Source organism: Paeniglutamicibacter terrestris, assembly GCF_012271785.1.
In the GTDB taxonomy this organism is placed as follows: domain Bacteria; phylum Actinomycetota; class Actinomycetes; order Actinomycetales; family Micrococcaceae; genus Paeniglutamicibacter; species Paeniglutamicibacter terrestris.
In genome coordinates this window covers 691276-705207 of sequence record NZ_JAAWVT010000001.1, presented here as the reverse complement: position 1 = coordinate 705207, position 13932 = coordinate 691276, and the positions used below count along the sequence as shown (strand labels likewise).

11 protein-coding genes are annotated in these 13932 nt (G+C 60.5%); 4 read left to right on the top strand and 7 right to left on the bottom strand.

The genetic code is table 11. The features are described 5' to 3' along the window. Window positions 1–159: 159 nt before the first annotated feature. Window positions 160–1581, top strand: coding sequence for a sugar porter family MFS transporter (locus HED64_RS03205; RefSeq protein ID WP_168150633.1), 1422 nt, complete (start codon window positions 160–162; stop codon window positions 1579–1581). A 126-nt stretch (window positions 1582–1707) separates the two neighbouring features. Here the strand turns inward: HED64_RS03205 and HED64_RS03200 are convergent, their stop codons facing one another. The 3 genes from HED64_RS03200 to HED64_RS03190 are packed head-to-tail and all read right to left on the bottom strand — an operon-like array spanning window position 1708 to window position 4795. Then, window positions 1708–2700, bottom strand: coding sequence for a TAXI family TRAP transporter solute-binding subunit (locus HED64_RS03200; RefSeq protein WP_168150632.1), 993 nt, complete (start codon window positions 2698–2700; stop codon window positions 1708–1710). Next, on the bottom strand, window positions 2697–4130 hold the full coding sequence (locus HED64_RS03195) for an ATP-binding protein (protein ID WP_168150631.1): 1434 nt from the start codon (window positions 4128–4130) through the stop codon (window positions 2697–2699). Before HED64_RS03195 ends, HED64_RS03200 begins: the two co-directional genes overlap by 4 nt. Then, the gene (locus tag HED64_RS03190; RefSeq protein WP_168150630.1) at window positions 4127–4795 is read right to left on the bottom strand and encodes a response regulator transcription factor; all 669 of its coding nucleotides are present in this window, start codon (window positions 4793–4795) and stop codon (window positions 4127–4129) included. Before HED64_RS03190 ends, HED64_RS03195 begins: the two co-directional genes overlap by 4 nt. A 293-nt stretch (window positions 4796–5088) precedes the next feature. Here HED64_RS03190 and HED64_RS03185 point away from each other — a divergent pair, with 293 nt between their 5' ends. Beyond that, on the top strand, window positions 5089–6537 hold the full coding sequence (locus HED64_RS03185) for an MFS transporter (protein WP_168151114.1): 1449 nt from the start codon (window positions 5089–5091) through the stop codon (window positions 6535–6537). 160 nt (window positions 6538–6697) lie between these two features. Here HED64_RS03185 and HED64_RS03180 read toward each other — a convergent pair whose 3' ends face one another. Continuing rightward, window positions 6698–7537 carry an aldo/keto reductase gene (locus HED64_RS03180; protein WP_168150629.1) on the bottom strand — a complete coding sequence of 280 codons (840 nt, stop codon included), beginning with the start codon at window positions 7535–7537 and terminating at the stop codon, window positions 6698–6700. A 37-nt stretch (window positions 7538–7574) separates the two neighbouring features. Further along, window positions 7575–8768, bottom strand: coding sequence for an MFS transporter (locus tag HED64_RS03175; protein WP_168150628.1), 1194 nt, complete (start codon window positions 8766–8768; stop codon window positions 7575–7577). A 156-nt stretch (window positions 8769–8924) separates the two neighbouring features. On the opposite strand from HED64_RS03175, the gene HED64_RS03170 reads away from it, so the two are divergent. Further along, window positions 8925–9377, top strand: coding sequence for a MarR family winged helix-turn-helix transcriptional regulator (locus HED64_RS03170; RefSeq protein WP_168150627.1), 453 nt, complete (start codon window positions 8925–8927; stop codon window positions 9375–9377). 85 nt (window positions 9378–9462) lie between these two features. On the opposite strand, the gene HED64_RS03165 is transcribed toward HED64_RS03170, so the two are convergent. Next, on the bottom strand, window positions 9463–10722 hold the full coding sequence (locus HED64_RS03165; RefSeq protein ID WP_168150626.1) for a hypothetical protein: 1260 nt from the start codon (window positions 10720–10722) through the stop codon (window positions 9463–9465). 173 nt (window positions 10723–10895) lie between these two features. After that, the gene (locus HED64_RS03160; RefSeq protein WP_168150625.1) at window positions 10896–12404 is read right to left on the bottom strand and encodes an aldehyde dehydrogenase family protein; all 1509 of its coding nucleotides are present in this window, start codon (window positions 12402–12404) and stop codon (window positions 10896–10898) included. Between the two features lie 442 nt (window positions 12405–12846). Between HED64_RS03160 and HED64_RS03155 the strand changes: the two genes are divergently transcribed. Further along, window positions 12847–13869: an ABC transporter substrate-binding protein gene (locus HED64_RS03155; RefSeq protein ID WP_168150624.1), complete on the top strand. Its 1023-nt coding sequence runs from the start codon at window positions 12847–12849 to the stop codon at window positions 13867–13869. Window positions 13870–13932 lie beyond the last annotated feature (63 nt).

Here is a 13932-nt window from a genome sequence, read left to right as displayed (position 1 = left end):
GGATTCCTACCGTAGTGCCATATGCTGGATAACGCTATGTTTAGGCTCCTTTACTAATTGAGTCTTACCAATGAATCAAAGGAGATCTCAGCGTGTATCGAAGCCATGACCTGCCGCAAGTAACCCGCGGTCACTCTCGAGTGGGAATCGGTGCCTGAGATGACGCGAAATACACCTGAGATTCAGAACGACGGACGGGTCACACCTCGGCTTGTCGCCATGGCATTAACCGCAGCGCTCGGCGGCTTCCTCTTCGGTTACGACAGCGCGATCATCAACGGAACAGTTGATGCGGTGCGCGAGCAGTTCTCGCTGAGTTCGGTCATGTTGGGCTTCACCGTTTCTTGCGCTCTGTTGGGAGCCGCACTGGGTGCCTGGTTTGCTGGCGTGTGTTCACAACGCTTTGGCCGCGTGCGCACCATGCTTGTGGCCAGTGTCCTACTTGCTGCCAGCGCTTTGGGCTGTGGACTCGCCTTCGGCGTGTGGGACCTGATCTGGTGGCGGCTTATCGGCGGCATCGGCGTGGGGTTCGCTTCGGTGATCGCTCCGGCTTACATTGCCGAAATCGCCCCCTCGAAACAACGCGGTCGCTTGGCCACCCTGCAGCAGCTCGCACTGGTTATCGGTATCTTCCTCGCCTTCCTCATCTCGGCCATGATCGCTTGGCTGGCCGGTGGAGCATCCCAGAGTGCGTGGCTGGGTCTTGAAGCTTGGCGCTGGATGTTCCTCTCCGGACTGGTGCCGGCCGTCGTCTATGGCATCTTGGCATCTCGGTTGCCCGAGTCCCCGCGCTACCTCGTGGAGAAAAACGATGACGAGGGCGCCCGCCAGGTGCTCATCAACATGGTGGGAATGACTCCGGGAGAATCGACGGAGAACAAGATCGCCGAAATCAAGGCGACGGTTAACTTGGAACGACGCCAACGCTTTGCCGACCTCTTTGGAGGCAAATTCGGCTTCAAGAAGCTGGTCTGGATCGGCATCCTGCTCTCGATCTTCCAGCAGCTCGTGGGCATCAACGTGATCTTCTACTACTCGACCACGATGTGGAAGTCTGTCGGATTCCAGGAATCTGACTCCTTCATGATCTCCGTGATCACCTCGGTCACGAACATCGTGGCAACCATCGTGGCGATCTCGCTGGTTGATGTTCTGGGCCGCAAACTGCTGCTGCTCATCGGCTCTGGCATGATGACCCTGTCGCTGGGAACCATGGCCGTGGCCTTTGCCCAATCGGTGACCGTCAACGGAGAAGTGAGCCTCCCGGGCTCCTGGGGCATGATTGCCCTGATCGCAGCGAACCTGTTTGTTATCGGCTTTGGCGCCAGCTGGGGTCCGGTCGTCTGGGTATTGCTCGGGGAAATGTTCCCCAACAACATCCGCGCGCTCGCCCTGGGGATCGGTGCCGCAGCACAATGGATCGCCAACTTCGTGGTCAGCACTACTTTCCCGACACTCGCGGACCTGGGCCTGCAGCTTGCCTACGGCATCTACGCCGGATTCGCGTTGCTCTCGTTCCTCTTCGTCTGGCGGATGGTGCGCGAGACCAACGGGCGCCAGCTGGAAGACATGACGCTCTGATCTCGCTAAGATCCCTGAGCTGGCGCTAAACCGCCCTCAAAAATCGCTCCGTACGTGTTGACCCTCGAAGGCCACGGGTACGGAGCGATTGTCTTTTCCCATCGGTGCCAGGCCGTTGGGGCTCGGCTAGCCGTGGAGTTCGCGGTAGGCGGCCGCGGCGGCGGGGTGCAGCGGGATATCAGCGGTGTTGATGAGGGTTTCGGAGCTCAGGAACTGCACTCCAGCGCTGGATTGCGGAATCAGCTCATCCCCGTGCCCGACCAACAGCTTTACTGTGGCCTTAACCGTGGCGTCATCCAGATCCGAGCGGCAGAGCAGCAAATTGGCCACACCGATGCTCCAAACCGCATCCATGCCCGCATAAGAATTGGCGGGGATCAGTACCTTGTCGTAAAAGGTCCCATATTCTTGGCTCAGGCCGGGCAACAACGCCGAGAGATCCAGTAGCGAAAATGGCGTTGTGGCATGCGCGTTGGCAATGGAGGCGGTGGGTACCCCGCCACACCAGAACAGCGCATCCACACTCTTCTCCGCCAGCGCGGCCAGTCCATCGTTCAGGCCCAGTGGCAGGACCGTGACGGCCTTGTTGCTGGAACCGGCCGTGATGGTGGATAGTTTGGCCACGTCAAAGAGCCGCGGGGTAATCAATGAGGTGCCAGATCCCTCGGTGCCCACCGCCACGGTGCGTCCAACCAGATCATTGATGGATGAAATGGGACTGTCCTTGCGTACCAAAGCATGGACATAGTTCTCATACACCCTGCCCAGGGCCACGATTTTTCCGCCGTGCTGGCTTTCCCGCCCGACGCTCAGCGACGCGGCATCCGCCAGCGCCACCGCCAACGTGGCCTCACCGCTGAGTAACTTTTTGACGTTATCCAAACTGCCACCGGTGATTTCTACTGATGCCACCGATGCCACTTGGTGCCGCTGCAGGGAATCGGCCAGCAGGGTGGCGAACTCCAGATAGAAGCCACCGCTTTCGCCACCTGCCACCACCATGGAAGCTGCCCGCGGGGTGGGAGTACACGAGGCGAGTACCGGGGTGAGCGCCGAGGCGGCACCTGCCGCAAGCAGCGCGCGCAGGAGATTGCGCCGCGTGAGGCCATCGCGTCTCATGAGCGGTGCTCCGTTTCTCCCGGACCCGGTGGGGTGACAAAGGTGAGGCTGGCGCGCAACCCGTGGGGTTGGTTGGCACTGAGGTTAAGCCGTGCGCCATTGACGGTGGCGAGCTTTTCCACGATGGTCATCCCCATGCCCGTGCCACGAACGGTGGCGTGTTGCTCGGCCCTCCAGAAGCGTGTGGTCGCGTTCGCCAACTGCGCGGTGCTCAGCCCCGGGCCAGTGTCCGTGATCTCGATGATCGTGTTGCCCGCTGCGATTCGCAGGGTTGCGGTGATGGCGGCCCCGGGGGCGTATTTGATTGCATTGTTCAGTAGCTCGCCGATCATCTGAGCCAGCTCAATTCGATTGCATTTGAGCTCGAGTCCCGGATCTTCCGGGGTAACAGGCCGCAGGATGCACCCGGCCGCAAGAGCCGCAGGTTGTGCCCGCTCCACCTCCTCACCCAGGACCACCGCGGGGTCCACGTGGGTGTCGACGGCCGCTGCTCCCTCGACGTTCTTGGTGCCAAGTGAATCTTCGAGCGCCCGGTGCTCCGCCACCGCCAATTTCAGCACCGAATCCAAGATTTCTTCCACACGTTCAAGCTCGGCGAGCACCCCGTCCCCGGCGGCCCGTGCCTTTGCGTCCTTGAGTTCGAGCTGCAAAAGATCCACCCGCAGCCGCAGCGCACCAATGGGATTACGCAGATGGTGAGAGGTGTCGGCAATCAGCTGGCGCTGGGACTCGATGAGCTCACCGAGTGTCGTGGCCATCTCGGTGAAGGAGCGTGAGAGTTCGCGTAGTTCCGGCGGCCCGGCCTCCGGAACCTTGGTGCTGCGCCCCGTTTCCTTGAGCTCACGCACTGCCATCCCCAGACGCTGGACCGGACGGAGCACCCAGCCGGTCACCCGGCCCGCTGCCAGCAACAAAACGATGGCCAGCATGGTGGCAGCGGCGCCGGTGCTTAGCCAGCGCAGGCGCAGTTTCTCCCGGGCGGCATCCACATTTACGTCCATGACCACCGCACCAAGGACTTGGCTGGCGCTGCCGAAGGATCTGGAGATCACCTGAGTCTCGGTACCAAAGGGGGTGAGCGGTCGCAGCGTGGTGTCCGAGAGATTCAGCGATGCCCGCGCCAGCGCATCACGGATATCCGCACGTTGCGGGTCCACGGAGCCGGAAATCAGGGTTTGGGTCTGCATGCGCACCACCAGAGCCTCGCCGTAGAGCCCGGAGTAGGTGTCCATATCTCGCTTGAGTACCGCGGTTTCCCCTTCGGATGCGGCATCATAGGCGAGCTGGGCGATGCGATTGAGTGAGGCGACCCGGCTGATCTGCAGCTGCGCGGTGAGCTCGCTGCCCGCCGAGGAGAGGATCACGTTGGAGACCAGCAGGACCAGGGCCACGACCAGCACACTGAGCACCCCCAGCACTCTTAGCTTCACTTCGGGTCGGCTTCGATCCGGTATCCGACGCCGCGGACATTAACGATGAAGCCAGGTAAGGCCAGCTTGGAGCGCAGAGCGGTCAGGTGCACATCCAGGGAACGTGAGGAGGCCATAAAGGCGTCTCCCCAGAGCGAATCGAGGATTTGTTCCCGGGTCACCACCGACCCGGCGTTTTTAGCCAGCAGCGCGAGCAGGTCGAACTCGGTGGGAGTGAGCGACACCTCGCGAGCGGCAAGAACCACCACGCGGCGATCCAGATCGATGGAGAGCTCGCCCAGGGTGATGTGGGTGTTCTTCGTTCCGCCGGAGAGGTTGGTGCGGCGGGTGACGGCCTCGATGCGGGCCAATAGCTCAACAAGTTTCACCGGCTTGATCAGGTAATCATCGGCGCCCGAGCGCAGGCCCAGGACCACGCTGCGTTCATCATCACGGGCGGTGAGGATCAGCACGGGAGAGTCGGTGACCTGACGCAACTTGCGCAGTACGTCCAAGCCGTCCATGTCCGGGAGCCCCAGATCCAGCAGGATCACATCGAAGTCCCGGTGGATGAGCAAGGCATCGGAGCCGCGGGCCACACGGGTGGCACCATGGCCGGTGGATTTGACCGCCGCAAGGAGGGCAGCGGCCATGGAATCGTCGTCCTCTACGATGAGTACGTCCATTCTCCGGTCCCTCGCCTTGGTGCAGTAAGTCGTAAAAAAGTGGTGGTCAGTGGTCAAGATTGGGTATGGTGCCCGTCTTGGAGGGTATCATTTCTGCGCGCTGGATGCCCCTTGAGCCTAGGTCCCGGAATCTCGGGGAAAGCCTCGGGAGCAATCCTAAGGAAGTGTTAGGAATTGCTTCCCACGTTGGTTGTAACGTGTCTCACGATTACCTTGGTTGAGGCCCCAGTCGTATATGGGAGCCGCCAACGTAGGAGGAGGAACACCCCATGGGCCAAGCTGCCGTGGATAACATGAAGAAGGCGCCGCGTCCTGGCGCTCGCGTTAAAAACCCCGTAGAGGCCGCCGCGACTCGTCGCGCCGTGAGTAACATCCTCAAGGGCTCGGCAGGAAACCTCGTGGAGTGGTTTGACCTCTACGTGTACACGGTCTTTGCCGCGTACTTCCAGTCGCACTTCTTCAACTCGACCAATGAGCTGCAAGCCGGGCTCGAAGCCATGGCCGTATTCGCGACCTCGTTCCTGATGCGCCCCGTGGGTGCCTGGTTCTTCGGACGCTATGCTGACCGCCACGGCCGCAAGGCCGCGCTGACGCTCTCGGTGACCATGATGAGCGCCGGTTCCTTCGCCATTGCGTTGCTGCCGACCCAGGAAGCCATCGGCATGTGGGCCATGGTGCTGTTGGTCTTCGTTCGCCTGTTGCAGGGCTTCTCCGTGGGCGGCGAATACGGCACCAGCGCCACCTACATGTCAGAGGCGGCGACCTCCAAGCGTCGCGGCTTCTTCTCCTCCTTCCAGTATGTGACCCTGATCGGCGGCCAGATGCTGGCCCTGCTGGTGCTGGTCATCCTGCAGAACACCATGAGCCACGAAACGCTGACCGCGTGGGGCTGGCGTATTCCGTTTGCCATCGGCGGCGTCGCGGCCCTGGTGGTCATGTGGCTGCGCCGCACCATGGAAGAAACCCTCTCCGCCGAGCAGGTTGCGGCGGCCAAGAAGCCTGCCGTCGCGGGCGAAGCTCAGCCGGGCACCATGAAGCTGCTGTTCACCCAGTACTGGAGGCCGCTGCTGATCTGCATCGGCATCACCCTGGGCGGCACCGTGGCCTTCTACACGTACACCAACTTCATTCTGAAGTTCATGAACGATACCTCGGGCATCGAAAAGACCCAGACCTCGGTCATCAACTTCTGGGCGCTGTTCATCTTCATGCTGCTGCAGCCGGTTTACGGCATCATCTCCGACAAGGTCGGGCGCAAGCCGTTGCTGCTCTGGTTCGGCATCACCGGGGTCTTGTTCACCTGGCCGTTGCTGTCGCTGCTGGCCAAGACGCAGAACCCGGTATTGGCCTTCGTGCTGATGATGGGTGGTCTGGTCATCGTTGGTGGTTACACCTCGATCAATGCCCTGGTGAAGTCGGAACTGTTCCCGGCCTCCATCCGTGCCTTGGGCGTGGGCCTGGGCTATGCCATCGCGAACTCGCTCTTCGGCGGAACCGTCCCGCTGATCGGTGCGGCACTGCAGAAGGCCGATCGCATTGATTTGTTCTTCACCTACGTCACCGTCGCCATCGGCATTTCGCTGCTGGTCTACATCTTCGCGCTGAAGAACAAGACGACCACGCACCTGGATGACGAACAGGGCCATGCCTGGAAGGGCGCAGTTCAGACGCAGAATGCTGAAGCAACTGTGCAGGAACGCAAGGACCTGGACGACGAAAAGAAGGACGTTGTTAACGTCTAGCTTCACCACTGTCACCGGGTAACTCCCGAACACTAAAGCCACCGCAGTTAACACGCGTCCCAACGTGTTAACTGCGGTGGCTTAGTTGTGTCCGGCGTACGGAGCCTCTTAGCGGGAAACGACCCGTGGTCCTTCCCCGCCAACAGGCGAGGGAAAGGTTTTAGCCGTTGAACGTACCCGGGAACGGTCCGGTGCGTCCGTCGCGCTCGAGCAGATCCAGTGCCGCGATCTGGCCGGCGTCCAGGTCGAACCCGAAGACATCCAGATTGGATGCCATGCGTGAGGCGGTGACGGACTTCGGGATCACCACGTTGCCCTGCTGCAGGTGCCAGCGAAGGACCACCTGTGCCGGGGTGACGCCATGGGCCTCGGCCGCGGCCAGCACGGCCGGATCATTCAAGACCGCACCCTGAGCCAGCGGGCTCCAGGCCTCGGTGGTGATGCCGTGGGCGCGGTTCACCGCGGTGGTTTCGCGGTTCTGCAGGAACGGGTGCAGCTCCACCTGGTTGACCGCGGGGATGGCACCGCCAAGTCCGATGATGTTTTCCAGCTGTGCTGGCAGGAAGTTTGAGACTCCGATGGAGCGGGTCAGGCCCGCGGAGCGAAGTTCTTCCAGTGCCTGCCAGGACTCGAGGTAGGCAGCGGTATCGGTACCCGGCCAGTGGATCAGGTAGAGATCTACATGATCCAGACCCAGCTTCTCCAGACTGGCATTCATGGCGTCGTGGACCGAGGTCCGGCCCAGATCGGCGATCCACAGTTTGGTGGTGACAAAGAGTTCCTCACGCTTGATCCCGGAGCTGGCCAGGGCTCGTCCGACCCCTGCCTCGTTGCCGTAGATGGCGGCGGTATCGATGCTGCGGTAGCCGGTCTCCAGTGCCGTTTCAACGGCCGCGGTGGTCTGGGCATCCGGAACCTGGAAAACGCCGTAGCCCAAACGCGGCATGGTGTTTGAGTCGTTGAGGGTGATGGTGGGGATGGTGTTGGTTGCTGTGCTCATGAGGATAAATCTCCTTGGTTGTTAGGTGGTTAGGTGGTTAGTGGGTGCCGAGAGGGGCGAGGGTTTTGGTGCTGACCGTCGCGTATTCGCCGCCGCGGACGCGGGTGGCGATGAGCAAAACGGCCAACCCGGCGAGGGTGATCACCGCTCCTGCCCACAAGGGGGAGGTGTAACCCAGGCCGGCGGCGATGGTCAGTCCACCGATCCAGGCACCAAGTGCGTTGCCAATATTAAAGGCAGCAATGTTGGCGCCCGAGGCGAGGGTGGGGGCGTGATCGGCGTGGTTCATGATGCGCATTTGCATGCCGGGAACCGTGGCAAATCCAAATCCACCCATCAGGACCAGTGCCGCGATGGTGGCGATCTGGTTGCTGGCGGTCAGTGCGAAGCCCACGAGGATCAGCGTGAGGATGATCAGCAGCGTGATGAGAGTTTTGGGCAGGTTCTTATCTGCTGCCTTGCCACCGACGATGTTGCCTGCGAAGAGTCCGACACCGAAAAGCACTAGCAACCAGGGAACGGTGCTGGAGGCAAAGCCGCTGATTCCGGTCAGGGTGAAAGCGATGTAGGTGAAGGCACCAAACATGCCGCCGTAACCCAGGATGGTGATGAACATCGAGAGCCAGACCTGGGGGTTGGTGAAGATGCCGAACTCGGAGAGGATTCCCTTGCTGGCGGAGCGGGGCAGGTTGTTCGGAACCATCACCAGGATGCCGATGAAGGCAATGACGCCGATGGCGGTGATGGCCCAGAAGGTTGAGCGCCAGCCGGTGGCCTGGCCCAGCAGGGTTCCGAAGGGAACACCCAATACATTGGCGATGGTCAGCCCGGCAAACATAAAGGCAATGGCCCCGGCACGCTTGTTGGGAGCGACGAGGTCTGCGGCAACCACCGATCCGATGCCGAAGAAGGCCCCGTGGCAGAGGGCGGCGACGATGCGTCCCACCATGACCAGTTCATAACTGGGGCCGGTCGCGCTGAGCAGGTTCCCGATGATGAAGAGCACCATCAAGAACAGCAGTGACTTCTTGCGGTCGAGCCGGCTGAGCACGGCGGTGAAGATGATGGCGCCGATGGCCACCGCGATGGCATAACCGGAGATGAGGTACCCGGCAACGGTTTCGGAAACCCCGAAATCGGCGGCTACCTCGGGGAGGAGGCCCATGATGACGAATTCGGTGAGACCGATTCCGAATCCGCCCAGGGCGAGGGCGTAAAGTGCTGCTGGCATGGTGAACCTTCGTTGTGTGAGGGTTGAAATTTGCTGCCTCAGGATTCCTTGGCAGCAATTCGTTGCGTGTGCATTAGTTGCTTACGCAATGATTGCACACGCGCTATATCGGCGCAAGGTGCTATGCTGGGACTACCAAAACGGAGGAGTATCACCATGGGGATCAAGGACGATGCCGTGCAGATCCGCGCGCAGGGATGGCGCACACTGGCCGCGCTGCACAATCTGATTGAGGGCGAACTCGAACGCGCACTGCAGGCTCAGCATGGGCTGTCGGTAGTTGAGTTCACCGTGCTTGATGCCCTCAGTCGCCAGGATGGATGGCACATGCGCATGGCGCAGTTGGCGCGTGCCGGCGCCCTGTCGAGCAGTGCCACCACACGCTTGGTGACCCGGCTCGAAGACCGGGCGCTACTGACCCGCATCCTGTGTATGGATGACCGACGCGGGATCTATACGGAGCTCACCGCCGCGGGGGAAGCCCTGCTCGCCGAGGCACATCCGACGCATGATGCAGTGCTACGCCAAGCGTTGGAAAATGCCGCAAAGGTTCCCGAGCTTCACGATCTTGTCACCGCGGTGGACGCCGGCACGCGAGTCGAAGCGTAACCGTTCCAGAACCACGAAGAGCTTCGGATCCCCACCTCGTGGTGTGGGGATCCGAAGCTCTTTAATTTATTGTCAGGGACGCGTTCTAACTCGTGGAGCCGAGGTATCCGAGGTCTTCATCCAACTCGTCCTCGTAATCAACTTCGAGGCTGGACGGTTCGGCGATGAGGTGGGCAATGATCTTCTTCAACACCGGCGGAATCCGATAGTGCGCGCCCGTCTCAATGAGGCCTTCCTGCGCTAGGGTGTGCAACAGCTCCCGGGCCACCAGCAAGTCTTTCTGATCGCTGCCTTCGAGGGTTGACAAAGCATTCTCCAGCGAATCGGCGGGGTACCCCTCGTCCATCCCGGCTTCCAGCAGCAGGGTGCTCATCCACATACCCACCACGTCGTGATCTTCGAATTCTTCCTCCGAAAGATCTTCGTCGTCTTCATCCTCGAATTCGACCTCGATGAGCCCCTCGTAGATGGCCAGCGCCATGTCCTTGGTCAGATGCATCCACTGCTGATCAGTATCGATCTGGGGGTCGTTCTCAAATAGATCGTTGACGCTGGCACGCTTGGCGCTCAGGCTGATGATCCCCACCTGGATCAGGGCGTCCCAGAACATATGCAGGCGGGGGAGGTCCTTGGCACTGGTGACCCGCACAGGTTCGCCAGCCTCTGGCGCAACGAGCGAGGGCGCGGAATTGACGCCGATTGCGCTGATACCAAGTGCTGCTGCAGCGCCCTCAATGTCCTTGCGGGTCAGTATGCCGGTGGAAGTGATGTCGCGGGTGGCGCCAAACCAGGCCAGGAATGTTTGAAGGTGTTTGGCCAAGGGCAGGGCGAGCAAAGCCTCACGCTTTTGGTCGAACGTCAACGCCGGCACCTCAAAAATGCCCTCGTCAAAATCCTGATCCGACTGTGCGTCCAAGATCTCCAACACCAATTCTTGGGCCTGATCAAACTGCTCGTCGCTTCCGCTCCAGAGGCCGCTGTCGCCCAGGAAGAGTAGATAACCCATGACGATCTGCAGGGTGTGATCGAATTCCCGATCCTCAACTTCAGCGGCATAACGCAAGATGGCGCTTTTCATCGAAGGCCATTGCTGGATGGTGAAGTCCTGATTGCCCACCTCCTGTGAGTACAGCTCGAGGTAGGACTGCAAGATGGGCAGGGTCTTTTCGTTGGCCAGCAACGGTGCGTTGATCCGCAGCCACTTCATGAAGCGCGGCGAGAGATCATCACCCGCGGCGCGTGCCCGAAATTCATCGATGCTCACGATCTTTGCCGACGCCGCACTTCGTGCCGGATGACCAGCCTTCGACTTTGCGGTGGTCGATGGCTTTTTCTTCTTGGACACGAAATCTCTCAATCGGTGAGGCGCGGTAGTGCACTGTCGTTTCACAGTACCGCGAGCTCCGTGATCCGCTCACTTATTAACCATCGCTGGGTTTCCGAGGTAAACAAAAGCCGGGTTGTTCCTCGCCTCGGTGGCGAACTGAGGCGAGGAACAACCCGGCGTGGGGAGAACTATTAATCGAGTTTGACGGTCACCGATTTGATGGAGGTGTAGGCCTCGATGCCTTCGCGACCATTTTCATGTCCCCAGCCGGACTGCTTAAAGCCACCGAATGGCATGTTGGCATCCATTCCCGCGCCGGTGTTCACCCGAACGTTGCCGGCCTGAATACGCTTGGCAAAGAGTAGCGCGCGGGAGATGTCCTGAGTGAAGATGATGGAGTTCAGTCCATAGTCGCTGTCGTTGGCACGACGCAATACCTCGGCGAGTGAATCTTCGTCGCTAAAGGTGCTCACCGAAAGTACCGGGCCGAAGATCTCTTCACGCACGATTGACATGTCGGCGGAGACGTTGCGCAGTACGGTTGGTGCCACGAAGAAGCCATCGCCGGCGGCCTTGACGCCACCGGTGACTAGTTCGGCACCATCGGCAATTCCCGCCGCGATGTAGCCGAGCACGCGTTCGCGCTGTACTTCGGAGATGAGGGGGCCGAGCTGGGTGGAGGGATTCAGTCCTGCCCCAACATTCATTGATTCAGCGAACTTGGAGATGCCAGCGATGACCTCCTCGGCGACGTCCTCATGGACGTAGAGCCGTGAACCTGCGGCGCACACCTGACCGGAGTTGGCGAAGATGCTCATGGCGGCACCGGGAATGGCCTTAGCCATATCTGCATCCGGGTAGATCACGACCGGGGACTTACCGCCAAGTTCGAGGCTCAACTTCTTGAGATTCCCGGCGGCGGAGGCCAGCAGACGTTTACCCACGGCGGTTGAGCCGGTGAATGAAACCTTGTCTACATCCGGGTGATCGGCCAAGGCCTGACCTGCAACCGGGCCCAGGCCCTGAACGACGTTAAGCACGCCGGCAGGAATGCCAACTTCCAGGGCGATCTGAGCAACGCGAACGGCCGTCAGCGGGGTGAGCTCGGCCGGCTTCAGTACCACGGTGCAGCCCGACGCCAGCGCCGGGGCGATCTTCGAGAGGGCAATGGTGAAGGGTACGTTCCAAGGAACAATGAGGCCAGCAACGCCCAGCGCCTGACGCAAGGTGTAGGCGTGCCACTGGCCGGGAAGGGAAATGTCGCGAGTTTCACCGTTGAGCTTCGTCGCCCAGCCCGCGTGGTAGCGCAGAATATCGATGCCGGTGGGCAGCTCAAAGTTTCGGGCCACGGCGTAAGGTTTTCCGCAGTTCAAGGATTCGAGGGTGGCCAGTTCGTCCAGATTTTCCTCGAGGGCGTCGGCAAATTTGTGCAGCAGGCGCTGGCGCTGTGAGGGTGTCATTGTTGACCACGGGCCGGTTTCGAAGGCAGCTCGTGCGGCGCCAACTGCTGCATCAACATCTTTGGCGGTGGCCGAGGCGCTAGTGGTGAGTGTTTGGCCGCTCGAGGGATCTGTGACAGTCAGCAGCTCGCCGCCGCCGGAAGTCTGTTCCCCATTGATGATCAGTGGGAGCACCGTGCTGGAAAGCTGTTCAAGCAGCCGGGCAGCGATCGGATTGGCAGGCGTGTCGGTGATTGTCATTCTCGTGCGTTCCTAGCTTCGTGGGGCGGCCCGGTGGTTGTTCGGGGAAAGCGACTACTTCTTGATAGCTATGTGCTCTGCAACACAATCATACTGAAGATATATTGTTACGCAAGGAATATATTGTAAGTTTCCCCCTGTTGCGAGGCCCCCCCCTTGCGCGAGTGGCGACCGCTGCACCCCTAGCGGCCGCCCGTTGATCGCGCGTTGGCGGCGGTTGTGAGCCTAGGGCTTTTGGGGCAAAAGGCTGGGCGCGGGTCTGGTTGTGAGAGATTGTTGCCCTGTGAGCCTTGCCACAAAATCATAGTGAAGATATATTGTCTCTCAAGGAATACATTTTTATTTCCGGTCACCGTGGGATCATCCCACCGCCCCAAGGGTTCGACGGGGCAATAACACTCGCCGGCCATTTCTGGCCAAGATCTCACTCAGGAGACTTACTGTGGGCATCAAACGACGTACCCTCTTCACTCGGGCCGCTTCCGGTCTGGCCATTGCATCGCTGGCAGCTCTCAGCCTCACCGCCTGCGGTGGTGACAGCACCGCCGGGGCCGCTAACTCCGCCGAGGGCGGGGTGACGAAGCTGCGCGTTGCCGTGGCTCCAATCCAGTTTGAAACCGCCCACGTGGCCAAGGAACAGGGAATGTTCGAGAAGCAGGGACTCGACGTTGAAATCGTCAATGGGGCAGACCCCGCCGCACTGCTGGCCCAGGTGGTCTCCGGTGATGTAGACATCGCCATCGGATCGTGGATCAACGTGGCCACGTCTGTGGCTCAGGGAGTCCCGGTCAGCGTTATCGGCGCCAACGGCATGGTGGATGCCGAGGCGCAGAACTCCGGCGTCTTGGTGACTAAGAAGTCGGGAATCACCGATCTTGCCGCACTTAAGGGAAAAACCATCGGTGTTGTCGGCGTGAAATCCGGTGGAGATATCCCCGTTCTGCAGGCACTGGAAGGTGCAGGAATCAAGCTCGACGAAGTCAAGGAAGTAGCAATTCCGTATGCGGGCATGCAGGCAGCCCTTGAACAGGGCACCGTCGATGCAGTGGTTCCCGCAGACTCCTTCTACCACCAGATGCTTGATGCTGGCTTCGTCTCCATCTCTAACCCGGTGCGCGAATACCAGGGCAACATGCCGGTGACCGTCTGGACGGCTAAAACGGATTGGCTGGCAAAAAATGGTCCGGCGGCCGAGAAATTCACCGCGGCAATGACCGACGCGGTGGCCTTCTACCAGGACCCGGTAAACCTTGCCGCTATCCAGAAGATCAACGCCACGGCGAACCAGATCGACATAGCTAAGGCACCGAAGGAATTTGTTCCTGCAGATGTGACCTTCAACGTCAAGGAAGCCCAAGACGGTATCGACGCAATGGTCCACTTCGGCCTGCTGGCCAAGCCCATCACCGTAGATGAGGTCCTCTGGGATAAGGCCCCGCGCCGCGATTCGGCAGCAGCCAAGTAAGCACTTACCCCACCGGAGAGCCCGTGCCGGCGCCGAAACGAGAAATTCTTTTCAGCGCCGGCA